We start from the raw sequence: 20,964 nt of genomic DNA on the forward strand, positions 1-20,964 counted from the left end.
CCCCAGATGTCTTTTGAACCAAAAAATTCTGCTGTAAAGTGGGTTGAGGATCGCTTGCCGATTACCGGTATGCTGCACCACGCCCTTTACGAATATCCTACACCTAAAAACCTGAGTTACTGGTGGACCTTCGGGTCGCTCGCCGGTGTCATGCTGGTGGTGCAGATCGTTACCGGTGTAGTACTCGCCATGCATTACACACCGCATGTCGACATGGCTTTTAACAGCGTCGAGCATATCATGCGGGATGTGAATTATGGCTGGCTTCTGCGGTATATGCATGCCAACGGCGCCTCCATGTTCTTTATTGTGGTTTATCTGCATATTTTCCGGGGGCTCTATTACGGGTCCTACAAGGCTCCTCGCGAGCTCTTGTGGTGGCTGGGCCTGGTGATCTTCCTGCTGATGATGGCAACCGCCTTTATGGGATACGTGCTTCCTTGGGGACAAATGAGCTTCTGGGGTGCCACGGTTATCACCAATCTCTTCAGTGCAATACCGGTGGTTGGCGAGAGCATTGTCAACTGGCTCTGGGGCGGGTTTGCCGTCGGCAATCCGACGTTGAACCGTTTCTTCAGCTTGCATTACCTGTTGCCGTTTATCATTGTTGGCGTCGTCATCCTGCATATCTGGTCCCTTCATACCAGCGGGTCCAATAACCCGACGGGGCTCGACCTCAAAGACAAGCAGGACAGTATTCCTTTCCATCCTTACTATACGGTCAAGGATCTGTTTGGACTGGCAATCTTCCTGATATTCTTCTCCGCCTTCCTGTTCTATGCGCCGAACTACCTTGGCCATCCGGACAATTATTTGCCTGCTAATCCGTTGGTGACGCCGGCGCATATCGTGCCTGAATGGTATTTCTTGCCCTTTTATGCGATTTTGCGGGCGGTGCCGGACAAGCTTGGCGGCGTAATGCTGATGTTCGGGGCAATCGCTGTGCTGTTTGCACTGCCGTGGCTCGACAAGAGCCGCGTCCGGTCCGCACGGTATCGCCCCATCTTCAAACAGTTGTTCTGGGTCTTCGTCGCGGATTGTGTCCTGCTCACCTATATTGGCGGCAAGCCGCCGGAAGGTGCCTTTATCATCTGGGGCCGGATCGCCACTATTTATTATTTCTTCCACCTTTTGATCTTGTTACCGGTGGTCGGTCTGCTCGAAAAACCAAAACCGCTGCCAGCCAGCATTTCAGAGGATGTCTTGTCCAAAAAGCCGGTCGTGGAGGAGGCAGCCAATGCTTAAATTAGTAAAATCGTTGAGTATTGCCGCTCTTGTCTCTTTGACTGTTTTGGGAAACGCCCAAGCCTCGGGAGACGCCATCGAGCTGAAAGAAGTGGATTGGGAGCATGGCGGCATTTTCGGCACCTACGACCGGGCGGCCGCCCAGCGCGGACTTCAGGTGTATCGGGAGGTTTGTTCTGGCTGTCACAGTCTCAAGCTGGTGGCGTTTCGGTCATTGGCCGATCTTGGCTTCAATGAGGATGAAATCAAGGCAATTGCGGCACAGTCTGATTATTCCGATGGCCCCGACAAAGACGGCGAGATGTTCGACCGGCCTGGCAAGCCGTCCGATAAATTTCCGTCTCCCTTTGCCAATGAACAGGCCGCTCGTGCGTCAAATGGTGGGGCACTGCCTCCCGACTTGTCACTGCTGGTGAAAGCGCGCGAGGATGGAGATGACTATGTCTATTCAGTCCTGACAGGCTTTGAAGAGGCACCGGCGGGCTTCACTGTCCCTGAGGGAATGCATTACAATGCATATTTTCCCGGTCACAATATCGCAATGCCACCACCGCTCTCCGCGGATGCGGTTGAGTATTCTGACGGGACACCGGCCACGGTCGAACAGATGGCGCATGACGTGACGGTGTTCATGACCTGGGCCGCTGAACCAAAAATGGAAGTACGCAAGAGCATGGGCTTGAAGGTTATTTTGTTTTTGCTGATTCTCGCCGCGATTTTCTATGCGGTGAAGCGCAAAGTCTGGGCTGACCTGCACTGAGCGTTTTATGAATAGTGAGAAAAGGGCGCTTATTTTAGCGCCCTTTTTTATGGGAAGATCGTCCAACAGAAAAAGCGGATGACCCCCGACGATTGCGACGCTAGATTTTGGACAGTATTTTGGAGATCGATATGGTTCAAGCGGCTACGAAACCGGTCATTGGCGTCATTGGGGGCAGTGGCGTATATGAAATCGAAGCGTTGACGAATAAACGATGGCAGCGGGTCGAGAGTGGGTTTGGTGAGCCGTCTGATGACTTCCTGTTTGGGCAATTTGAAGATATAGAGATGGTGTTCTTGCCGCGCCATGGACGCGGCCACAGAATTCCGCCAAGCGAAATTAATTATCGGGCCAATATTGACGCCCTCAAACGCGCGGGCGTGACTGAAATCATCTCCGTCAGTGCCTGCGGTTCGTTTGAAGAAAAGCTGTCCCCGGGGACCTTTGTTATCGTCGATCAGTTCATAGACCAGACAATTGCGCGCCATAAAAGCTTTTTTGGATCGGGCCTCGTTGCGCATGTGAGTATGGCCCGTCCAGTCTGTAGCCGTCTCGGAGATGCGCTCGAAAATGCCGCACGGAACCTCGGCATACCGGTGAGCAGGGGCGGGACGTATCTCGCGATGGAAGGGCCGCAATTTTCCTCCTTGGCTGAGTCTGAACTCTATCGAAGCTGGGGCTGTCAGGTGATCGGCATGACAAATATGCCGGAAGCCAAGCTCGCCCGTGAAGCCGAGATCTGTTACGGGGCTGTGGCAATGGTGACGGACTATGATTGCTGGCATTCTGACCATGAGGCGGTGGAAGTATCGGCAATTCTTCAGGTCCTGATGCAGAATGCCGACGGGGCCCGTGAATTGGTGAAGGCAGTTGCGCCGATCCTTGGAAAACGGATGACATCCTGCTCGGCGGGCTGCCATCACGCACTTGATAATGCCCTTATTACCGCGCCTGACGCACGAGACCCTGCTCTTGTCCAGAAACTGAAGGCAGTTGCCGGCCGGGTTCTTTAATCTTCAAAGTTGGCGCGATAAAATTAGCGGTTGTCATTTAATTGCGCATATGTCTTTGCTTTTGTGCTTACAACGGAATGGACAGGCGATGTCATTTGAACTCTGGATATCATTCTTTATCGCCACCACCGCGCTGCTCGCCATTCCCGGACCGACCGTCATGATTGTTATCAGCTGTGCTCTGGACCGTGGACGGGCCTCTGGTTGGGCAACCGTCCCCGGTGTTACGCTCGGTGACTTTACCGCCATGACGGCCTCTCTGCTTGGCGCGGGGGCGGTCCTTGCGACGTCTGCGGCCTTGTTTGGCGTCCTGAAATTTGCAGGGGCGTTGTACCTGATCTGGCTCGGCGTCACTCTTTGGCGGAGTGGGGGCAAACTTGATGAGCTCGAGGTGCCGAAAGGCAGGAGCATGGGCGCCATGTTCCGAACGTCCTATCTGGTGACCGCCCTGAACCCGAAAAGCATTGTTTTCTTTGTCGCCTTTGTTCCCCAATTTGTTAATGTAGCTGAGCCGATGCTGATGCAGTTCGTCATTCTGGAGGCAACGTTTCTGACCTTGGCGGCGATAAATGTTGCCATCTGGGCAGCACTTGTCGGTCGGATGCAGGCATGGTTTAAAAACCGGCGGGCGTTAAAAATTCTTAACCGGGTTGGGGCGAGTTTCCTGATCGGGGCCGGCGTATTGACAGCGGCGGTTCGGCGTGTGGCGTGAAGATGTGTAATCGCAGTTGAGCAATCGGCGAAGGAGAGACGGCAATGCTTCATAATATTACGGGTATAGATCATGCGCTGATCGGGGTGGAGAACCTCGAAGCGGCGCGAACGGTATTCGAAAAACTTGGCTTTACCGTCACACCGCGCGGATCCCATATAGGATGGGGGACTGCCAATTACTGCATTATGTTCGCCGAAGACTATATCGAGCTTCTGGGCATCGTAGATCCCTCAATGGAGACTAACGGTCTTGATCAGGCCCTCGCCGACCCTGGGGAGGGGTTGCTCGGACTGGCGCTGGCCAGTGATGATCCAAATGCAACCCACCGGTCACTTGTCGAGGCAAAGCTGGAGCCATCCGATCTGCTGGAACTGAAACGTAAACTTGAGTTGCCCGAGGGAGATGTGCTGCCCGAGTTCAACCTGATCCGGTTGACATCCTCCGCCGGGCTGTCAAAAAAGCATCTTTTCATCTGCCATCACTTAACCCCGGAACTGGTTCGGCGTCCGGAATGGGAACAGCACAGGAATGGGGCCAAGAATATATCCTCAATCGTGGTCGTGGTCGATGATCCCGGGTCGCTGGCAGACTATTACCGGCGACTCTGTGGGTCGATTAACGTTACACTGACAGACAATACCCTGACGGTTAGCCTGGGGGCGGGAAACCTTGTCTTCGTCAATGACCAGGATATAGATTTGCTGTTCCCGGGCCTGACGATTGCAGCCGACATGCCGCCCGCGCCATATCTGATTTCGATGACGGTCGCAGTCGCGGACCTTGGGGAGACAAATTCCTTTCTCGTGGATGCCGGTATTACGCCACAAAAAATCGCCAATGGCGCCCTCCGGATTAATCCGGCAGGGGCCTGCGGGGTGTTACTGGAATTTGTTCAGAAACGAAAGATCAGCTAATAAATTCAAGCGTTCGATCAAGGGCAAGACGGGCGGCAGCAGCGTCATAGCTACCCCGTTTGTCACAGTTAAACCCATGTCCGGCGGAATAGACATAAATCGGGATATCCGGGCGGGCCAGCTTGATTTTATCGACCGCCTCCATGGGAATGGAATTATCTGAATCGCCAAAATGCAGGATTATCGGGACTTTCGGTGTCTCATCGATATTTTGGGCAATTTGTCCACCATAATATCCAACGGCTTTCTGGATGGAGGATAAGCGGCAGGCGCTTAAATAGGCGAGACTACCGCCCCAGCAATAGCCGATCACCGTCACATCACCGGCATCGGCGATTTCCTTGGCCGCCGCGTCAATGTCCGCCAATGCATTGTCATCTTCGATCTGCATCTTGTACTTGATGCCCTGTTCCACGTCCGCGCTTTCGTAATCGAGGGTGATGTCGGGCCGGATACGGTCGAACAGTGCCGGCGCAATGGCGACAAAGCCTCGTGCCGCGTAGCCGTCACAGACATTCCGGATATGGGAATTGACACCGAAAATTTCCTGCACGATCACAACACCGCCCTTGGGCTTTCCATCCGGCGTTGCTTTATAGGCAGAAAATTTATGTCCGTCTTTTGCATCAAGCTCCAGAATTTCACCCATGCGTCTCTCCTTTTATTTTTTGTCAACTGGATCGACAATGAGAAGGGTCCCATCGACGCCTGTGACAATTACGGTATCTCCCGCTTCCATGTCCGGCCCTTCAACCGCCCATTGGCTATCATCTACATGAATTTTACCACGACCATTGCGGATGGGGTCGCTTAATGTGAACCTGCGTCCAATATATTGTGCTCCGCGCTGATTTAAAGTCGGATTATCTTCCACGCCCGGATTCTTTGACAGAAACAGCCGGGAAATAATGATGCTTATGACGGAAATCAAGGCAAAGAGAAGCCATTCATATTCCCATCGGAGTCCAGGAAATATCCAGGCAACGACGCCCACCAGACCTGCTGCGATGCCCATCCAGAGAAAAAAGGTACTGGGCGCAAACACCTCCAAAATCACGAGGGCGATGCCGAGTATCCACCATCCCCAGAAATCCAGCGTTGCAATTGATGACACGATCTGTTCGAACATTCGCTTACTCGCTGTTGGGGACCGAGCCCCGTATCGGTCGTGGCGAGGCCGCATCGGGTGTTCCGAACACTTCCTTGGCAATCGCGCCAATGCCCCCTAACGTCCCGATAAGGGCGCTTGCCTCCATTGGCATCAGGACAATCTTGGAATTGCGGGCCATGCCGATTTCTTTCATAGCTTCCGTGTATTTTTGCGCCACGAAATAATTGATGGACTGTATATCACCGGCGGCAATGGCCTCTGACACATCGTGCGTTGCTTTTGCCTCGGCCTCTGCCAGTCGTTCGCGGGCCTCAGCGTCCCGGAATGCTGCTTCCCGTCGGCCTTCCGCCTCGAGGATCGCCGATTTTTTCTCGCCTTCCGCTTTCAGTATTTCAGATTGACGCACACCTTCCGCCTCCAAAATGACGGCGCGTTTAAGGCGTTCGGCTTTCATCTGCCGGCCCATGGCTTCAACCAGATCCAGCGGCGGGGTAATATCCTTGATCTCAACGCGGGTAACCTTAAGACCCCAGGGGGTGGAGGCCTGATCGATGACATTGAGCAGGCGGACGTTAATGGAATCCCGCTGACTCAATGCTTCATCAAGATCCATGGACCCGAGCACAGTCCGCAGGTTCGTTTGCGCCAAATTCTGGATGGCGCGTTCCAGATCCCGGACTTCATATGCCGATTTCGCGGCATCCAGTACCTGATAGAACAGAACACCATCGACCTGAACCATTGCATTATCTCGGGAAATGACTTCCTGAGTTGGAATGTCCAGTACCTGCTCCATCATATTTATCCTGGCACCGACACGGTCGATAAAGGGAACAATCAGGCCGAGCCCGGGATGGAGACTCCGCGTATACCGGCCAAAACGCTCGACGGTATACTGGAATCCCTGCGGGACAATTGTAACACCCATAAAGACGATAGCAATTGCCAGAATCACGAATACAATAACAAAAACTGCAAAGCCGGATAAGAAGAGATCCATATTGCTACCCCCAATTTATTGGATGATTAACAGCGTCGGACCACTATATAGTGTATTATTGTAAAAAATAAGTTAAAAAGCACCGAACCCTGTTCAAGGGCTGCTGTAGTTATTCTGCGCGTGTTTTCATCATCCCGGTTGTCTTGAGCGACAGCACTATTTCATTGTCCTGATTAAAGACATAAACCTCAGCCCGGACAACTCCCATGTCGGGACGGGAAATCGATTTTCGGGTTTCTAAAACCGTGGATTCAAACCGCAAAACATCGTCGGCACGAACCGGCTTTATCCATCGAAGATCGTCGAAACCCGGGGACCCAAGGCCCGCCCGTTTGTTTCCCATGCTATCGACCAGCATTCGCATGAGCATTGCCGCGGTATGCCAGCCGGAGGCAATGAGGCCACCGTAGAGGCTATCTTCCGCTGCCTTATCATCTATGTGAAAAGATTGCGGGTCATATTTTCGGGAAAAATCGAGCATTTCCTCGCGTGTGACCCGTTTGGAGCCGTAGCTGGTTTTGTCTCCGACGCTTATATCCTCGAAATAGATGAGCGTCATTCGCTTGCCTCCGTCGTCGTAATGCGCGCGGGATCTTTTAAAAACATTCCGCTTGAGACCAGCGTCATTTTAACTTCACCCAGTTGGTTAAAGACCGTATGGGAAAACTTGATGAAACCGAGTTCCGGCATACTTTTAGGCAGGCTCTTGTCGAGAACTTCTGCGTTTACATGAAGCGTTTCACCCGGACGGACAGGTGATTTCCAGCGAAGCGTCTCAATACCAGGCGAGCCCACGGAGGCGGAATCATGAAGGTAGCCGTCAACCATCATTCGCATACACATGGCACCCGTATGCCAACCGCTGGCAATGATGCCGCCATAATAATGCTCGGCTGCGGCGACCCGATCGATGTGAAAAGGCTGAGGATCAAATTCGCGTGCAAACTCGATAGTCTCTTTTTCCGTAACCAGATAGCTGCCGAATTCGAGGGTTTGGCCAATCGTAAAGTCTTCCCAATACAACATATTTACTACCTTCTGACCTTATCCTGATCGATTGCATATAGTTGCGTCTTAAGGTTTGATCCGGGGCAGGCTAATTTGCAAATCGGAAATGCAGCACGTCGCCATCCTGCACAACATATTCCTTTCCTTCAAGGCGCATCAGACCAGCTTCTTTTGCACCATTTTCTCCGCCATGGTCAATATAGGCAGAATAAGCGATAGTCTCGGCCCGAATAAAGCCTTTTTCGAAATCGGTATGGATCACGCCAGCCGCCTGTGGCGCCTTGGTTCCTTTTGTCACTGTCCAGGCTCGGCATTCCTTTGGGCCGACAGTGAAATAGGTCACGAGGTCAAGCAGATCGTAGCCTGCACGAATGATGCGCCCGAGGCCCGTTTCAGTAAGGCCCAGTTCGGTCAGAAATTCTTCCCGCTCTTCCGTGTTTAATTGCGCAACTTCCGATTCAATCGCTGCCGATATTACTACGGCGCCAGCATTTTCTGATGCGGCCTTCTCGGCAATTTTATCCGAGAAGCTGTTGCCTGTCGCCGCGCTTTCCTCATCGACATTGCAGACATAGAGGACAGGTTTCGCGGTCAAAAGCTGGAGATTGCGGAATGTTCTTACTTCATCATCGGCAAGCGAGACAAGCCGCGCGGGTTTTCCCTCGCGCAGGGCCACAAGGGCCCTGTCGATAAGCTCCGACTGCTTTTTCGCTTCCTTATCACCGCTGCGAATTTTCTTGACCAGTGCCTCTGTTCGTTTTTCTAGACTTTCAAGGTCCGCAAGCATTAACTCGGTTTCTATAGTTTCAGCATCCGAAATCGGGTCTACCTTGCCATCGACATGGGTAATGTCATCATCTTCAAAACAGCGAACGACCTGAATGATGGCATCGACTTCCCGAATATGGGCGAGAAACTTATTGCCAAGGCCTTCCCCGCTTGCCGCGCCGCGGACGAGGCCGGCGATATCGACGAAAGTCAGTTGCGTCGGGATCAGTTCTTTTGAGGTCGCGAGTTTGGCGAGCTTTACCATCCGCTCATCGGGGACGGGGACCTGACCAAGATTGGGCTCAATTGTGCAAAACGGGTAATTTTCAGCCGCCGCCTGGGCAGTTTCCGTCAAGGCATTGAAAAGCGTTGATTTTCCAACGTTGGGAAGACCAACAATTCCACATTTAAACCCCATGCTCAACTATCCTTATCTCTCTCTTTGCCGACGGCTTTTGGAGGCGCGGTATCGAGTGTTATCTTATTCATAAAAGCGGAGTGTTGCCCGGTCACCAGCAACTCGGCATTACGGGCAATGCTGTCGATAACTTTATCAACGACGCCCTGTTCGGCTTTCGAGAAATCTTTCAGGACGTGACTGGTTACGAGATGCTTTTCGCCCGGATGACCAACACCCAGCCGGACCCGGCAAAATCCTTCGCCCACATGCGCGGCAATGGATCGAATGCCATTATTGCCCCCGTGACCACCGCCAGTCTTAATGCGGACTTTCCCGAGCGGTAGGTCAAGCTCGTCATGCAGGACAACAATATTTTCAAGCGGTATCTTATAAAAACGCAGGGCTTCCCCGACGCTTCTCCCGGATTCGTTCATATAGGTCGTAGGTTTGAGGGTCAGCAGGTTTGTACCGCCGATCTTACCATCGGCGACCAGTCCCTGAAATCGAATACGTTCCGGCATAAAGGAATGGCGGCGGATAATCTCATCCACCGCCATAAATCCAAAATTATGCCGGTTGCCCGCATATCCCTTACCGGGATTACCAAGGCCGACCAGCAAAAACATTGTTGTTTCCCAGTTTATTCTTCAGCTTTGGCTGTGCCTTCGCCTTCGTCTTCATCTGTACCTTCAGAACCCTCGGCGCCTTCAGCTTCAGCAGCTTCGGCATCTTCATCTACTTCAGGCTCGACAGTCGGTGAGGCGATTGTCGCAATCGTAAAGTCGCGATCCGTGATAGTCGAATGCGCTCCCTCAGGTAGGGTTACTTCCGAAATATGGACGCTGTCGCCGATATCATATTTCAACAGGTCGATTTCGATCGCTTCTGGGATATTGCCAGCCGGAACCATCAATTCGATTTCATGCCGAACAATGTTCAGGACGCCACCGCGCTTCAGGCCGACGCATTCTTCCTCGTTAAGGAAATGCACGACAACCATGACCGCAATCTGCGATTTCGCGGAAACCCGGAGAAAGTCGACATGGACCGGCATATCGTTGATCGGATGGAGCTGCATGTCCCGGGGGAGGACATTATGCTTTGTCGAGCCAACCTTTACTGTATAAACAGTTGAAAGAAAGGCATCACGATGAATGGTTTTAACCAGTTCGTTTGTTTCCAGTGAAATGGAAATAGGGTCTTTCTTGTCACCATAAATGACGGCAGGTGTCCGGCCGTCACGACGCAATGCACGGGAGGTCCCCTTTCCTGCCCGATCACGCGTTTCTGCAATTAAAACTGCAACTTCGCTCATTATATCTCTCCTAAGTAACGAGCTGCACCGGGCTGCACCCGGCGCCAAAAAGACGCGTGCCTCCAGGGGTGCCCGCGCCGTGAAATACCTGTCCGATTAATCGAACAGGCTGGAAACCGAGGTTTCCTTGGAAATTCTGTACATGGCCTCGCCGATTAGCGGCGCAACAGAGATCTGCCGCATCTTTTTAGAGACCCGAAAGGCCTCCGTCGCCATGATACTATCGGTGGTCACCATCTCATCCAGCGCCGAGGAATTGATCCGGGCTATCGCTCCACCGGAAAGCACACCATGCGTAACATAGCCGCATACGCTCTTGGCCCCTTTTTCCATCAGGGCTTCGGCCGCGTTACACAAGGTTCCGGCGCTATCGACAATATCATCCACGAGAATGCAGCGTTGGCCCTTAACATCACCGATAATGCTCATTACCTCTGAAACACCTGCTTTTTCACGGCGCTTATCCACGATTGCAAGGTTTGCGTCAAGTCTTTTAGCATGGGCACGGGCACGGACAACACCGCCGACGTCAGGCGAGACAATAGTGATATCCCCGCCGCGGCCATAATGCTTTTCAATATCGGGGACAATGACCGGGGCGGAAAAGAGGTTATCAGTTGGAATATCGAAGAAGCCCTGTATCTGCCCGGCGTGAAGATCCATAGTCAAAACCCGGTCCGCGCCAGCAGTGGTGATAAGATTGGCGACCAGTTTTGCCGAGATTGGCGTTCGCGAGCCCGATTTCCGGTCCTGACGGGCATAGCCGAAATAGGGAAGCACTGCAGTGATTCGTCTTGCTGACGCCCGTTTAAGGGCATCTATACAAACCAGCAGCTCCATCAAATGATCATTGGCCGGAAAGGATGTCGGCTGGATGATAAAAAGGTCTTCACCCCGGACATTCTCATGAATCTCGACGAAGACCTCCATATCGGAAAAGCGTCGGACATCGGCATCAGTCAGGGGAATTTTCAGGTAGTTTGTAACGGCTTCTGCCAAGGGTCGGTTGCCATTTCCCGCAAGCACTTTCATAGGAACGGTCCTCTAGCCGATGACAGGCTTTTTCAGTAAAGAAATACATTCTGCCCCGCTACTAAACCACATATCGGCAACAGCAGGCGGAACTTACCAAGGGGTGCTGGCTCTGTAAACGATTTAAACGCCCTTTTTTACAGGTTAGTTCGAAATAATCTCAGGATTCCGCCTTAAAATACTCAGGATCGCTCTTTCTCAGCAGATTATAGACGCCTTGAGCGCCGCCCTTTGCGGCCATGACGGCGGTGGCCCCCCAGGCTCCGCCCAAGGAACCGGCCTTGATTCTGTTTTTCTGCTGTATTTTACCGACCTGCTCCCCGTTTCGGCGTTCAAGCGTCCAGACCAGCTGAATAACCTGTGTGCCCGCAGTTGGCGGGGAGAGCTTGGCATTCCCGCGGACAATGAAATTCGCCCCGGCTTCGGTTGGCTGGACATCAAGCCCCAACTTCACTAATTCGCCCTGAATGGCGGCCGCGAGACTTTCGGAACCGTCCCCGGGGGCATCTGTTACAATGGGGACAAAAATGATGGGCTTTTTCAAGGTGGCAACATTAATACCATCGCCACCAAGCAAACGATCGATATTGCTGGCAGATGTCGCAACCACCGCGTCAAGAACCTTTGGGGGAAGATCAGCAGGGTTTCCATCTGCCGGCAGCTTTTCATTTGTATAGAGTCCGGTGTCGCGGTTCTGTGGATCAAACACCGTCCAGCTCAGATAACTTGCCCCTGCAGCTTCGATAATTTCTCCGTGGACATAATACCGGTCCGGAATGGCGTCGCCGGTAAAGGCGGCAATCCCGAGTTCCTGCAATTTTTTGGCGATAGCCATATCCAGATTGGCGGGACCCTCTTTGACGGGTTCGACGTAAAGGGAGGCGCGGGGGCCAGGGGCGGCACGCCATGATGTCTTGACTTCCGGCTGAAACGGCCGTTCCAACGGCTGACAGGCAGCAAGGAAAGCCAAAGAAAAAAGCAACAGGCATTTTATGTAATGATTACATTGCACAGGTTGCGAGTATCCCCAACAAACAGATTATTATGAAAACAACCATATACGGCATTTTATCCCCTAAATTCAAGAGACCTGTGGAGGAGACTATCCCTATTCCCCGCCCAGGGTTATTGCGGATAACTGCCTTCCATAGTCGGCCTCGCCAAGTTTCGTCATTCGCCGATAGCTAAAAAACTGGTCTTTTTCAGCGCATGTGTCGTTTTCCAGAACATCAATTCCGCCAATTTCGAGTTTTTCCAGCCGCCTCCGCACGAATGCCTTTAGATCAAACATATAATGCCCCAGGGTCACGGACGGGATAAAAAACTTTTTCGATGTCGCGTCAAGTGCTAGAAACGGCGCCGGAAATTCTGGGCCGACTTCGTATGATTCTTGCGAAATCGCCGGACCGATGGCGGCAAGGATAGAGGACCTGCGCGCGCCAAGGCCGATCATAGTTTCGACCACGGCGCGGCCAATATCAGCGACGGCGCCCTTCCACCCCGAATGGGCAGCAGCAATTATTCCGTTCTGGGTGTCGGCAAACAGAATGGGAACGCAGTCCGCGGTGAGAATCCCAAGGGCAAGGCCGGGTAGACGGGTAACCATGGCATCTACCTTTGGCCTTGGCACCAGATCATCGCGGTCCTGCAGGACGATAACGTCTGCGCTGTGGACCTGATAAACTGTTCGCAAGTCTTCGGCGTTTCGCCCAATCAGCGCCATGGCACGGGCTCGGTTTTCGGCGACTGCAGCGGGGATGTCATTTGATCCGGGTCCGCAGTTGAGGGAGCTGTATAACCCCGTTGAGACGCCGCCTTCACGCGTGAAAAAGCCGTGGCGGACGGCGGATTTCTCCAAAAGGGGGCTTTTTAGCATCTTAAACTCCAAATCCTTCGGGCGCGGCTGACATCTTATGGGACAAGGCCAGCACCTTGAAAAGCGTCCCCATCTCATCTGTCCCAACAAGCCGACGCAGGTCAGATGTCAGTTTATCCCGTTGCTCTGCCGTGGCATTGCGACACAGCAGGCTGTATCTGGCCTCTATTCCGAGCCGCTGCAGAAATCGGCCCTGATAGGCGGGACCGTCAATCCTGATCTTACAGGAATTTGCGATCCTGACAAAATTTGAAAAATTCACATGGGCCGTCAAATCGGCTTCCCCTGGCTTGGAGAAAGGGTCGCAAAAGCGATGTCCCTGTACCGCCTGAAAGCTATCGCCAATTTCCTCTGCCATTGCCCCGTAATCGATGATCAGTGCCGCACCGCCGGACCGGAAAAGAAGAGTGCCAAGCTTACTGATTATGCTCTCGGCGGCGGGGCAGGTCTCGAAGATATCGCCCTCTTTTGCCGAAATTGGAGAATAGCTTAAAGTTGAGGGCGTGTCGGAGAGAATATACTCAAACTGAAGATTGTTACAGGCGACAAGCCGTTCATACCAAGCGCCGGACTGGCGTTTATATTGGTGAATGGGGAGCGCATCAAAAAATTCATTGGCGATCAACAGAACGGGCGCATCGTTGAAGTCCGGTAATTCAGAATGCCATGTTATCGCGTCGGTATTCAGCTTTTTCATTTGCCGACGTTTTAAGCGGTCACTGTTTTCAACAAGATGGATGTCGGCAGCGGACAGGAACTGCGGAGCAAGCCGTGCACTCCTAAGGATATCCGCCATGAGCGTGCCATTGCCGGGCCCGAGTTCCACCAGGTGGATTTTCTTTGGCGCACCCAGCTTAGACCATGCGTCAACGCACCATAGACCAATCAATTCACCGAACATCTGACTGATTTCTGGCGCAGTAATAAAATCCCCGCCTGACCCGAACGGCTCTTTTGATGCGTAATAGCCATATTCGGGATGGGACAGGGCAATCTGCATGTAATCATGCAATGAGATCGCGCCGTCGGCGTCAATCCGGGATTTCAGGATCTGGCCGAGGGTGTTCATGCCTTGGCGGGGGTCGCCCGACAGATAAGCCAGAGTCCAATGACGATCATGGGGAGCGACAGCAGCTGGCCCATGGTGAAGCCACCGATCAGGAACCCAAGATAGGCATCAGGTTGCCGGAAAAGCTCGACAAAACTCCGGGCGAGGGCATAGCCTACCAAAAATATCCCTGCCAGAAAGCCCGGCTTTTCCGCAAACCGGGTCTTGCGCATGACGAGCATGATGACGAACAACAGCGCGCCTTCACACAACGCCTCGTAAATCTGGCTGGGGTGACGGGGCATATCGCCGCCGCCGGGAAAGATGACCGCCCAGGCAACGTCAGTCGGTCTTCCGTAAAGCTCACCGTTAATAAAATTAGCGAGCCTGCCGAAAAACAATCCAATGGGCGTCACGATGGCAAGTAAGTCGGCGAAGGACATCAGTGATATTTTAAGTATACGCGTATATATAATCGTGGCGATCGTAACGCCTAAAATGCCGCCATGGAAGGACATCCCGCCATGCCAAACCATGAAAATTTCCATTGGATTGGCCAGAAAATATGCGGGCTTGTAAAAAAGCACATAGCCGAGGCGCCCCCCAAGGATGACGCCGAGGGTCGCCCATATCAAAAAATCATCGACCTGCTTGTCCGTGACATTTGATCCCGGTTTCCGGGCAAGCCACATCATTAATCGCCAGCCAATTACGAGCCCGGCGATATATGCCAAAGCATACCAGCGAATGGCAAAGGGGCCGATCTGGAATATTATTGGATCGATTTCCGGAAAGGAGATTGCCAAAAATTGTGTCGATAAGGTCATGCGGCACACTATATAAAGCTATATGCAATATTCGCAAGCATATCAGTGCTCAAAGCAATTGCTTTCGGACGTATTGGCCGTCATTATGCGGCCGATTGAAGAACAGGAGTTGGACTTATGCAAACAAATTCGCGTCTATTCGATGACTTGGCCCGGCTGGCCACCGGCGCCGTCGGAACGGCCCAAGGCGTGAAAGCGGAATGGGAAAACCTCTTTCATCAGCGACTCGAACGATTTATCAGCGACATGGATCTGGTCCCGCGCGAGGAATTCGATGCGGTAAAGGCCATGGCTGTTCTGCTACGCGAGGAAAACGATGCTTTCAAGTCCCGGCTGGAAGCATTGGAGAAAAAGGTGGCAACGCTTTCCAAGCCAGCGCCTGCCAGAAAAGCAAAAGCTGCCAATCCAAAAACTGATAAGTAGTCGGATAGGGTAGGGCCGCCCGGAATTTCTGGGCAGTGCACCGATTTATCCACAAGAAAAAGAAAACGATGGCGCTTTCTTGGTTGCGCGGCTGCACAAGGCAGATTACGCTATATTTATGGTACAGCAATATTAGCAGCACCATATATGGTCTGTAGTAGATTTCCTTACCGGCTAGGGTTTAAACCAGGTCACGGGGTGACAGCCGGCGAGGATAGTTCTGAAAGGAATGGCTCCATGACGTCCTTATACCTGTCTCACGAAGAACTCGAAGAACCCAATCCCCTTGATCTCGTTGAAAGTATAATCGTTGATAACGATTGGTCGTTTGACCGGCAGGGTAGCAATGAACTGACTGTCGGCGTTGAAGGAAGCTGGTGCCAATATCATCTCTGGTTTTCCTGGCGGTCGGATCTTCGCGCCGTTCATTTTTCCTGCGCCTATGACATTAAAGTTCCTGACCGGCAGTATCAATCGATATATGAGTTGCTTGCCCGCGTGAATGAAAGAATGCCGGTTGGCCATTTTGATACCTGGCGGGAAGAAGGTTTGATCATGTTTCGTCATTCCCTGCTTCTGGCCGGTCCAAACGATGTCACGAGTGAGCAAATTCAGTCGCTTGTCGAGATCGGGATGAGTGAACTTGAAAAATTCTATCCGGCGATACAATTTTGCCTGTGGGGCGGCAAGACACCCCTGGAAGCCATTGATGCGGCCATGTTCGAAACCATGGGCGAGGCCTAAGAATGCCTCTTAAGCTAATGCTGGTCGGGTCAGGCAAAATGGGGCAAGCGATGCTGGGCGGCTGGATTGATGAAGGACAGGTGAGGCCCGGCGATGTTGTCGTCATCGATCCCAATTCTGAGAATCTTGGCGTGGCGACGGGCCTCGGGTGCCAGGGGATTGCGTCTCCGAAGGATATTCCGGACGGTTTTCAGCCGGATGTTATCGTGCTCGCAGTAAAGCCGCAGATGATGACGGATGTTTTGCCGACGTTTCGCACGATTGTGGAAAAAGGCCCACTTGTTATTTCTATTGCCGCTGGTACCGGTATCGCCCGCTTTGAAAAGGCGTTAGGTAGCCATGCCGCTATTATCCGCGTGATGCCGAACACCCCGGCTGCGGTGCGCAAAGGGATGATGGTTTGCTGTTCCAACGATCAGGTTACGCCGGAACAGGAACGACATTGTGATATGCTTATGGCCGCGATCGGCAGTGTTTTCTGGATCGAGGACGAAAGCCTGATGGATGCCGTCACTGGCCTGTCCGGCTCCGGCCCGGCCTATGTTTTCTATATGATAGAGGCGATGGCCGCGGCGGGCGTAAGCGCGGGATTGCCGGAAGATCTCGCGGTGAAACTGGCGGAGGGAACCGTCGCCGGAGCCGGGGCGCTGGCCTCGCAGTCTAAGGAGACGGCGGCAGAGTTGCGGCGGAATGTGACCAGTCCCAATGGAACCACCGCCGCCGGATTAGAGGTTCTTATGGCCGACGATGGCTTGGGGCCGCTGATGCGAAAGACTGTCGCGGCCGCGACACGTCGATCGAAAGAACTCGGCTGACGGTGAATTCTTGGTAATTAACCCTTTAAAGTTGAATTAGAATAGTTATATAACCTCATATATTCTCCAGAAGGTAGAACTATGAGTGATAAATCCTCTTCCAATGATGCGCCGAGCGCTTCGTCTTCCGATGCCGCCGCCACTCCGGCCAGCGGAGCTCCGACGGTGGCAGGCGGGTTGATCATTCCCGACCTCAGTCCGCTTACGACCCTGCAGAACGATAACATGCAGAAAATGACGGCAGCGGTCCAATCGGCGGCGCAAGGCCTTCAAAGCATAGTTTCCCTGCAAAAAGACACGCTGCAACAAGCACTTGGAAATTTGCATGCGTCTCTTAATGACTCAGTTACAACGGCGTGGGACGGTCCGGGTAAGGTTCCGGATGTGCAATCGCAAATCAACAACCTGACGGTGACCATAGACAGCCTGAACAAGGCGGCGGAAACGTTGACGGCATCCACGAGCAAATCTTTTGACGCAATTAATCAATCGATGGAAAAATCCCTGGCTTCGATTGAACAGGTCGCCGAAAAATTCTCATCAGGCGGATAAGATCATATATTTTGCATTGTTCTGTCAGCCCTGATCGCCTAGCATTTGCCACGAAAAGGTGGGGCATATGGAAAAAGAAACGACTTTTGATGATTTTTTGAAACTGGATATCCGCGTCGGTGTCATTGTCGCGGTGGAAGACTTTCCAGAGGCGCGTAAGCCCGCATTCAAGCTTAAAATAGATTTTGGCAAAGAAGTCGGCGTGAGGAAAAGCTCGGCCCAGATTACTGTGCTTTATTCTCCTGAAGATCTGGTGGGCCGGCAGATTGCTGCCGTCGTTAATTTTCCGCCCCGGCAGATTGGTCCTTTTATGTCTGAGGTGCTGGTACTTGGATTTGAGGATGCCAACGGCAGTATCTCTCTGATCGCGCCAGACCATGACGTGCCGTTAGGCGGACGACTGTACTAGGTTTTTTTACAAGTGAGGAATGAACCAATGGAGGACCCGCCAGGAGGCGAAGATATGCCGCCGCCGCCAGATTTATCCTCCCTGTTCCAACAGCAGACAGCGGAAATAAATGCAGCCTGTGAAAAGGCCGGTCAAGCGTTTACCGTGTTTAAATCCCGCGATCAGGATGTGGCGTCTCTCGTCCAGACTTTGAGTTCCGAAGTGCAAAAGGTCTTAATGATCGCCGCCGCTGCGAAATCGCCCGAGCTTGCCATCGCCAGCATACCCCCTGTTCTGGCGCTCGCCAATGCTGCCTTCGCGACTGTTCCTGTCACGGATCAGAAAACAGCTGAAGAAATCCAGAGAGCCTTTGCGCCGTTTAACGCCTTACCACATTATTTGGGAAGACGGATTTCAATTCGGAGGCCGCCGACAGGAGACGTGCCAAGCGCAATTTGTCCGCCATGGCCATGAATTACATCACGGGCTATGGTCATGCCCAATCCACTGCCCCCTGTTTCCGTATTACGGGATGGATCAAGCCGGTAAAATGGCCGAAAGACATCATCACGGTTTTCTTTAGGGATTCCGGGCCCATCGTCATCAATGGTAATAATGACATCCGCATCGTCCGAGCCGACCTCAACCCAAATTTCAGTGGCATGGCGGGCGCCATTATTGATTAGATTGGTAATGCAACGTTTAAAGCTATTTGGTCTGATGGAAACCGATAGCTCCCGGGGGGTCTTCAGCGATATAGCGGTTCCCTGGCGTCGTGCGTTGTTGATGATTTCATGAAATAGCTCCGAAAGATCAGCCGTTTCAACCGCTTCAGCCTCCTGGCCGCGGGCGAAAGCGAGATACCCTTCGACCATTTGTTCCATGTCGGCAACATCGCCCTCCAGGCTGGATTTATCCCCATCGTCCGGCATCATCGCCAGTTGAAGTTTCATCCGGGTAAGGGGGGTTCGCAGATCGTGACTGACGCCCGCCAGCATTTCAGTTCGCTGGGTTATCTGCCGCAAAATGCGATGTTTCATAACATGAAAGGCACGTGATGCCTGGCGAATTTCCTGGGCGCCACTTGACTTGAAATCATCTACAAACTGGCCTTTACCAAACTGTTCGGCCGCGGCGGCAAGTTGTCGGATGGGCCGCATCTGGTTGCGTAAAAACAATAAGGCTATGCTCAGCAGTGCGAGAGAAATGGCGACCATCCACATAACAAAGATATAGGTCGTTGTTGAAAACAGCCGCTTGTCATGGACGATAACCTGTAGGAGCGCGTCAGGAAGCTGTACAAGAATTATAACTGATTCAAGCTTTTTATTGGTGGAAATGACGAAGGGGCGGGCGGGCAGGCTTTCTTGCAGCGCGCGCGCTAAATGGCTTTCGAGAAACCCGTATTCTTTTGGCTCGTCCGCGCCTGCGGGCAGCTTGCCGCCCTCATCAATGCTTATGGCAAGCCGCATTTGCCCCCGCGCAGCCGACAGTATATAGGCGTGCGCCGAGTTGCCGGGAAATCTATCTATCATGGAAATTACGGTTGCAACATCTCCGGCTACGCCCTGAGCGAGACGCCGCGCAACGTCGTCCCAATGACGCTCGTAAAAGATATATGTGACAAGTATCTGCAGAAAAAGAATAGGTAAAACGACGATCAATATGGATCGGGCGAACAATGTCCGGGGCATCAGCTTTTTCAGGAATCCGGTTGTGATAAGCCGGTATAGGTTCTTCAGAATTTCTAGTCGGCCCATAGAACATAGCCCTCTCCGCGAACGGTCTGCAAATACCGGGGGAGCTTCGGGTCCTCCTCGATCTTCCTTCGAAGTCGGGTAATCTGGACATCTACCGCGCGACCCTGATTTCCGCTGCTGAGTGACAGATCATCACGGCTGATGGGCACACCGGGCGTGGCAGCCAGTGATTTCAGAAGCGATGATTCCCCGGAAGTCAAATTGACAATCTTTCCACTCTTTAAGAGCTCCCCCCTTTCCAAATTAAAGCTGTAATCACCAAAATTGAGATCTTCGACTTTTTCAGTTTTAACGCGTCGCAGAATTGAGTCTATTCTGAGCAGAAGCTCCCTCGGCTCAAACGGCTTGCTTAGATAATCATCGGCACCGGCTTCCAATCCCTTGATCCTGTCTGCTGCATCCCCCATGGCCGTCAGCATCAGAATAGGGATATGGCGGTTTACACCTGATCCAGCGCGTACGTTTCTCGCCAGATCCAGACCGTCGCCGCCCGGCATCATCCGGTCAAGGACAATCAGGTCGAAGTAAAGTCCCGATATTTTCTTCCGGGCTATGTCAGCATTGGAGGCCGTCGAGACGCGATACTGGTTGTCCATTAAATATTTGCGGAGCAGGGACAATAGCCGGGTATCATCATCGACGACCAGGATATGCGCGGCGTTGTCCATCATCTATTCAAATTCCGGAATATGGCCATCTCACGCCTTAAGTACTTTGTTAAGGACGGTGTCGCGGTTTTCATCATCGATCAAACCGGAAAGGACTTTTCGATAGCCGGCCACAGCGTCGCCGCCGGCTTCGCGGAACGCCCTGGAAACGAGGTCTCGCTGAACCCGGCTCACTTTCTGTTCCAGTTTCTGTCCCTCTTCCGTCAGGAAGAGGCAGCGTTGCCGTCGATCTTCGGCCCCCGTCCGCTGCTCGACGAATCCCCGCGTAATCAGCGTGCTCAAGACGCGGTTCAGACTTTGCTTGGTGATCCGGAGGATATCCAGTAACTCGGTTACGGTCATGCCTTCATTTCGGCCGATAAAATGGATAACCCGGTGATGCGCCCGGCCAAACTTATAGTCTTTTAGAATCTGGTCCGGTCCCGCAGTAAAGTCCCGATAGGCAAAAAACAACAGTTCGATGCTTTGCCGTAGCTCTTCTTCGCGCAGAAAAAGAGGATTGTTTCCTGATTTTACGTCAGTCATGTTGACATATATTTCTCATAATGTTACAAAATAGCTATTCGATTCGACATAATCGAA

Annotated in this window: 27 protein-coding genes; 11 read left to right on the plus strand and 16 right to left on the minus strand. The window is 52.6% G+C overall.

Going from position 1 to position 20,964, the window contains the following annotated elements; translation table 11 throughout:
• Window positions 1-6 precede the first annotated feature (6 nt).
• The 5 genes from ACESNI_RS17870 (at window position 7) to ACESNI_RS17890 (ending at window position 4,647) form a co-directional block, all read left to right on the plus strand.
• Window positions 7-1,245 carry a cytochrome bc complex cytochrome b subunit gene (locus ACESNI_RS17870; RefSeq protein ID WP_373089509.1) on the plus strand — a complete coding sequence of 413 codons (1,239 nt, stop codon included), beginning with the start codon at window positions 7-9 and terminating at the stop codon, window positions 1,243-1,245.
• On the plus strand, window positions 1,238-2,005 hold the full coding sequence (locus ACESNI_RS17875; protein ID WP_373089511.1) for a cytochrome c1: 768 nt from the start codon (window positions 1,238-1,240) through the stop codon (window positions 2,003-2,005). Before ACESNI_RS17870 ends, ACESNI_RS17875 begins: the two co-directional genes overlap by 8 nt.
• 131 nt (window positions 2,006-2,136) lie before the next feature.
• Entirely contained in the window at window positions 2,137-3,018 is an 882-nt protein-coding gene (locus tag ACESNI_RS17880) for an S-methyl-5'-thioadenosine phosphorylase (RefSeq protein WP_373089513.1), read from the plus strand.
• Between the two features lie 88 nt (window positions 3,019-3,106).
• Complete coding sequence (locus tag ACESNI_RS17885; protein WP_373089515.1) at window positions 3,107-3,730, plus strand: LysE family translocator; 624 nt, start codon at window positions 3,107-3,109, stop codon at window positions 3,728-3,730.
• Window positions 3,731-3,774: 44 nt separating this feature from the next.
• The gene (locus ACESNI_RS17890) at window positions 3,775-4,647 is read left to right on the plus strand and encodes a VOC family protein (protein ID WP_373089517.1); all 873 of its coding nucleotides are present in this window, start codon (window positions 3,775-3,777) and stop codon (window positions 4,645-4,647) included.
• Here the strand turns inward: ACESNI_RS17890 and ACESNI_RS17895 are convergent.
• The 13 genes from ACESNI_RS17895 to lgt all read right to left on the minus strand — a co-directional run bounded on the left by ACESNI_RS17895 (window position 4,640) and on the right by lgt (window position 15,032).
• Window positions 4,640-5,296, minus strand: a complete 657-nt coding sequence (locus ACESNI_RS17895; RefSeq protein WP_373089520.1) for a dienelactone hydrolase family protein — start codon at window positions 5,294-5,296, stop codon at window positions 4,640-4,642. The two genes, ACESNI_RS17890 and ACESNI_RS17895, sit on opposite strands and share 8 nt — an antisense overlap.
• Before the next feature lie 12 nt (window positions 5,297-5,308).
• A complete protein-coding gene (locus tag ACESNI_RS17900) occupies window positions 5,309-5,776 on the minus strand; it encodes an NfeD family protein (RefSeq protein ID WP_373089522.1) in 468 nt (155 codons plus the stop codon).
• 4 nt (window positions 5,777-5,780) lie between these two features.
• Window positions 5,781-6,758 (minus strand): SPFH domain-containing protein, encoded by a 978-nt coding sequence (locus ACESNI_RS17905; protein WP_373089524.1) that lies wholly within the window; start codon window positions 6,756-6,758, stop codon window positions 5,781-5,783.
• 109 nt (window positions 6,759-6,867) lie between these two features.
• Window positions 6,868-7,317, minus strand: a complete 450-nt coding sequence (locus ACESNI_RS17910) for a MaoC family dehydratase (RefSeq protein ID WP_373089526.1) — start codon at window positions 7,315-7,317, stop codon at window positions 6,868-6,870.
• Complete coding sequence (locus ACESNI_RS17915) at window positions 7,314-7,784, minus strand: MaoC family dehydratase (RefSeq protein WP_373089528.1); 471 nt, start codon at window positions 7,782-7,784, stop codon at window positions 7,314-7,316. The genes ACESNI_RS17910 and ACESNI_RS17915 overlap by 4 nt, the downstream gene beginning before the upstream one ends.
• A 70-nt stretch (window positions 7,785-7,854) precedes the next feature.
• A complete protein-coding gene (ychF, locus tag ACESNI_RS17920; protein ID WP_373089530.1) occupies window positions 7,855-8,952 on the minus strand; it encodes a redox-regulated ATPase YchF in 1,098 nt (365 codons plus the stop codon).
• A gap of 2 nt (window positions 8,953-8,954) precedes the next feature.
• Window positions 8,955-9,560, minus strand: a complete 606-nt coding sequence (pth, locus tag ACESNI_RS17925) for an aminoacyl-tRNA hydrolase (RefSeq protein ID WP_373089533.1) — start codon at window positions 9,558-9,560, stop codon at window positions 8,955-8,957.
• 14 nt (window positions 9,561-9,574) lie between these two features.
• The gene (locus tag ACESNI_RS17930; RefSeq protein WP_373089536.1) at window positions 9,575-10,249 is read right to left on the minus strand and encodes a 50S ribosomal protein L25/general stress protein Ctc; all 675 of its coding nucleotides are present in this window, start codon (window positions 10,247-10,249) and stop codon (window positions 9,575-9,577) included.
• A 96-nt stretch (window positions 10,250-10,345) separates the two neighbouring features.
• On the minus strand, window positions 10,346-11,281 hold the full coding sequence (locus tag ACESNI_RS17935) for a ribose-phosphate pyrophosphokinase (RefSeq protein WP_373089539.1): 936 nt from the start codon (window positions 11,279-11,281) through the stop codon (window positions 10,346-10,348).
• A 160-nt stretch (window positions 11,282-11,441) separates the two neighbouring features.
• On the minus strand, window positions 11,442-12,263 hold the full coding sequence (locus ACESNI_RS17940) for a hypothetical protein (protein WP_373089542.1): 822 nt from the start codon (window positions 12,261-12,263) through the stop codon (window positions 11,442-11,444).
• A gap of 126 nt (window positions 12,264-12,389) precedes the next feature.
• Complete coding sequence (pgeF, locus tag ACESNI_RS17945; protein WP_373089545.1) at window positions 12,390-13,157, minus strand: peptidoglycan editing factor PgeF; 768 nt, start codon at window positions 13,155-13,157, stop codon at window positions 12,390-12,392.
• Window position 13,158: 1 nt separating this feature from the next.
• Window positions 13,159-14,226 carry a class I SAM-dependent methyltransferase gene (locus tag ACESNI_RS17950; RefSeq protein WP_373089547.1) on the minus strand — a complete coding sequence of 356 codons (1,068 nt, stop codon included), beginning with the start codon at window positions 14,224-14,226 and terminating at the stop codon, window positions 13,159-13,161.
• Entirely contained in the window at window positions 14,223-15,032 is an 810-nt protein-coding gene (gene lgt / locus ACESNI_RS17955; protein WP_373089550.1) for a prolipoprotein diacylglyceryl transferase, read from the minus strand. The genes ACESNI_RS17950 and lgt overlap by 4 nt, the downstream gene beginning before the upstream one ends.
• Window positions 15,033-15,149: 117 nt before the next feature.
• Here lgt and ACESNI_RS17960 point away from each other — a divergent pair, with 117 nt between their 5' ends.
• The 6 genes from ACESNI_RS17960 to ACESNI_RS17985 all read left to right on the plus strand — a co-directional run bounded on the left by ACESNI_RS17960 (window position 15,150) and on the right by ACESNI_RS17985 (window position 18,428).
• Window positions 15,150-15,455 carry an accessory factor UbiK family protein gene (locus tag ACESNI_RS17960; RefSeq protein WP_373089552.1) on the plus strand — a complete coding sequence of 102 codons (306 nt, stop codon included), beginning with the start codon at window positions 15,150-15,152 and terminating at the stop codon, window positions 15,453-15,455.
• 237 nt (window positions 15,456-15,692) lie between these two features.
• On the plus strand, window positions 15,693-16,199 hold the full coding sequence (locus ACESNI_RS17965; protein WP_373089554.1) for a YbjN domain-containing protein: 507 nt from the start codon (window positions 15,693-15,695) through the stop codon (window positions 16,197-16,199).
• Window positions 16,200-16,201: 2 nt separating this feature from the next.
• Window positions 16,202-17,014 (plus strand): pyrroline-5-carboxylate reductase, encoded by an 813-nt coding sequence (gene proC, locus ACESNI_RS17970; protein ID WP_373089556.1) that lies wholly within the window; start codon window positions 16,202-16,204, stop codon window positions 17,012-17,014.
• Window positions 17,015-17,095: 81 nt separating this feature from the next.
• A complete protein-coding gene (locus tag ACESNI_RS17975) occupies window positions 17,096-17,566 on the plus strand; it encodes a hypothetical protein (protein WP_373089558.1) in 471 nt (156 codons plus the stop codon).
• Window positions 17,567-17,633: 67 nt separating this feature from the next.
• Complete coding sequence (locus tag ACESNI_RS17980; protein ID WP_373089561.1) at window positions 17,634-17,975, plus strand: tRNA-binding protein; 342 nt, start codon at window positions 17,634-17,636, stop codon at window positions 17,973-17,975.
• Between the two features lie 27 nt (window positions 17,976-18,002).
• Window positions 18,003-18,428 carry a hypothetical protein gene (locus ACESNI_RS17985; protein WP_373089564.1) on the plus strand — a complete coding sequence of 142 codons (426 nt, stop codon included), beginning with the start codon at window positions 18,003-18,005 and terminating at the stop codon, window positions 18,426-18,428.
• Here the strand turns inward: ACESNI_RS17985 and ACESNI_RS17990 are convergent.
• Genes ACESNI_RS17990 through ACESNI_RS18000 form a run of 3 tightly spaced genes read right to left on the minus strand, consistent with a single transcriptional unit; the run spans window position 18,350 to window position 20,907 of the window.
• Window positions 18,350-19,714, minus strand: coding sequence for an ATP-binding protein (locus ACESNI_RS17990; RefSeq protein ID WP_373089566.1), 1,365 nt, complete (start codon window positions 19,712-19,714; stop codon window positions 18,350-18,352). The genes ACESNI_RS17985 and ACESNI_RS17990 overlap by 79 nt on opposite strands.
• Window positions 19,702-20,385 carry a response regulator gene (locus tag ACESNI_RS17995; protein ID WP_373089568.1) on the minus strand — a complete coding sequence of 228 codons (684 nt, stop codon included), beginning with the start codon at window positions 20,383-20,385 and terminating at the stop codon, window positions 19,702-19,704. The genes ACESNI_RS17990 and ACESNI_RS17995 overlap by 13 nt, the downstream gene beginning before the upstream one ends.
• 27 nt (window positions 20,386-20,412) lie before the next feature.
• The gene (locus ACESNI_RS18000; RefSeq protein ID WP_373089570.1) at window positions 20,413-20,907 is read right to left on the minus strand and encodes a MarR family winged helix-turn-helix transcriptional regulator; all 495 of its coding nucleotides are present in this window, start codon (window positions 20,905-20,907) and stop codon (window positions 20,413-20,415) included.
• Window positions 20,908-20,964: the final 57 nt, after the last annotated feature.

It is taken from the genome of Sneathiella sp. (genome assembly GCF_041689005.1).
In the GTDB taxonomy this organism is placed as follows: domain Bacteria; phylum Pseudomonadota; class Alphaproteobacteria; order Sneathiellales; family Sneathiellaceae; genus Sneathiella.

What these genes read in the sequence shown, in the direction of transcription:
- ACESNI_RS17870 (WP_373089509.1), top strand. Translation starts at nt 7, where the DNA reads ATGTCTTTTGAACCAAAAAATTCTGCTGTAAAGTGGGTTGAGGATCGC.
- ACESNI_RS17875 (WP_373089511.1), top strand. Translation starts at nt 1,238, where the DNA reads ATGCTTAAATTAGTAAAATCGTTGAGTATTGCCGCTCTTGTCTCTTTG.
- ACESNI_RS17880 (WP_373089513.1), top strand. Translation starts at nt 2,137, where the DNA reads ATGGTTCAAGCGGCTACGAAACCGGTCATTGGCGTCATTGGGGGCAGT.
- ACESNI_RS17885 (WP_373089515.1), top strand. Translation starts at nt 3,107, where the DNA reads ATGTCATTTGAACTCTGGATATCATTCTTTATCGCCACCACCGCGCTG.
- ACESNI_RS17890 (WP_373089517.1), top strand. Translation starts at nt 3,775, where the DNA reads ATGCTTCATAATATTACGGGTATAGATCATGCGCTGATCGGGGTGGAG.
- ACESNI_RS17895 (WP_373089520.1), bottom strand. Translation starts at nt 5,296, where the DNA reads ATGGGTGAAATTCTGGAGCTTGATGCAAAAGACGGACATAAATTTTCT.
- ACESNI_RS17900 (WP_373089522.1), bottom strand. Translation starts at nt 5,776, where the DNA reads ATGTTCGAACAGATCGTGTCATCAATTGCAACGCTGGATTTCTGGGGA.
- ACESNI_RS17905 (WP_373089524.1), bottom strand. Translation starts at nt 6,758, where the DNA reads ATGGATCTCTTCTTATCCGGCTTTGCAGTTTTTGTTATTGTATTCGTG.
- ACESNI_RS17910 (WP_373089526.1), bottom strand. Translation starts at nt 7,317, where the DNA reads ATGACGCTCATCTATTTCGAGGATATAAGCGTCGGAGACAAAACCAGC.
- ACESNI_RS17915 (WP_373089528.1), bottom strand. Translation starts at nt 7,784, where the DNA reads ATGTTGTATTGGGAAGACTTTACGATTGGCCAAACCCTCGAATTCGGC.
- ychF (WP_373089530.1), bottom strand. Translation starts at nt 8,952, where the DNA reads ATGGGGTTTAAATGTGGAATTGTTGGTCTTCCCAACGTTGGAAAATCA.
- pth (WP_373089533.1), bottom strand. Translation starts at nt 9,560, where the DNA reads ATGTTTTTGCTGGTCGGCCTTGGTAATCCCGGTAAGGGATATGCGGGC.
- ACESNI_RS17930 (WP_373089536.1), bottom strand. Translation starts at nt 10,249, where the DNA reads ATGAGCGAAGTTGCAGTTTTAATTGCAGAAACGCGTGATCGGGCAGGA.
- ACESNI_RS17935 (WP_373089539.1), bottom strand. Translation starts at nt 11,281, where the DNA reads ATGAAAGTGCTTGCGGGAAATGGCAACCGACCCTTGGCAGAAGCCGTT.
- pgeF (WP_373089545.1), bottom strand. Translation starts at nt 13,157, where the DNA reads ATGCTAAAAAGCCCCCTTTTGGAGAAATCCGCCGTCCGCCACGGCTTT.
- ACESNI_RS17950 (WP_373089547.1), bottom strand. Translation starts at nt 14,226, where the DNA reads ATGAACACCCTCGGCCAGATCCTGAAATCCCGGATTGACGCCGACGGC.
- lgt (WP_373089550.1), bottom strand. Translation starts at nt 15,032, where the DNA reads ATGACCTTATCGACACAATTTTTGGCAATCTCCTTTCCGGAAATCGAT.
- ACESNI_RS17960 (WP_373089552.1), top strand. Translation starts at nt 15,150, where the DNA reads ATGCAAACAAATTCGCGTCTATTCGATGACTTGGCCCGGCTGGCCACC.
- ACESNI_RS17965 (WP_373089554.1), top strand. Translation starts at nt 15,693, where the DNA reads ATGACGTCCTTATACCTGTCTCACGAAGAACTCGAAGAACCCAATCCC.
- proC (WP_373089556.1), top strand. Translation starts at nt 16,202, where the DNA reads ATGCCTCTTAAGCTAATGCTGGTCGGGTCAGGCAAAATGGGGCAAGCG.
- ACESNI_RS17975 (WP_373089558.1), top strand. Translation starts at nt 17,096, where the DNA reads ATGAGTGATAAATCCTCTTCCAATGATGCGCCGAGCGCTTCGTCTTCC.
- ACESNI_RS17980 (WP_373089561.1), top strand. Translation starts at nt 17,634, where the DNA reads ATGGAAAAAGAAACGACTTTTGATGATTTTTTGAAACTGGATATCCGC.
- ACESNI_RS17985 (WP_373089564.1), top strand. Translation starts at nt 18,003, where the DNA reads ATGGAGGACCCGCCAGGAGGCGAAGATATGCCGCCGCCGCCAGATTTA.
- ACESNI_RS17990 (WP_373089566.1), bottom strand. Translation starts at nt 19,714, where the DNA reads ATGGGCCGACTAGAAATTCTGAAGAACCTATACCGGCTTATCACAACC.
- ACESNI_RS17995 (WP_373089568.1), bottom strand. Translation starts at nt 20,385, where the DNA reads ATGATGGACAACGCCGCGCATATCCTGGTCGTCGATGATGATACCCGG.
- ACESNI_RS18000 (WP_373089570.1), bottom strand. Translation starts at nt 20,907, where the DNA reads ATGACTGACGTAAAATCAGGAAACAATCCTCTTTTTCTGCGCGAAGAA.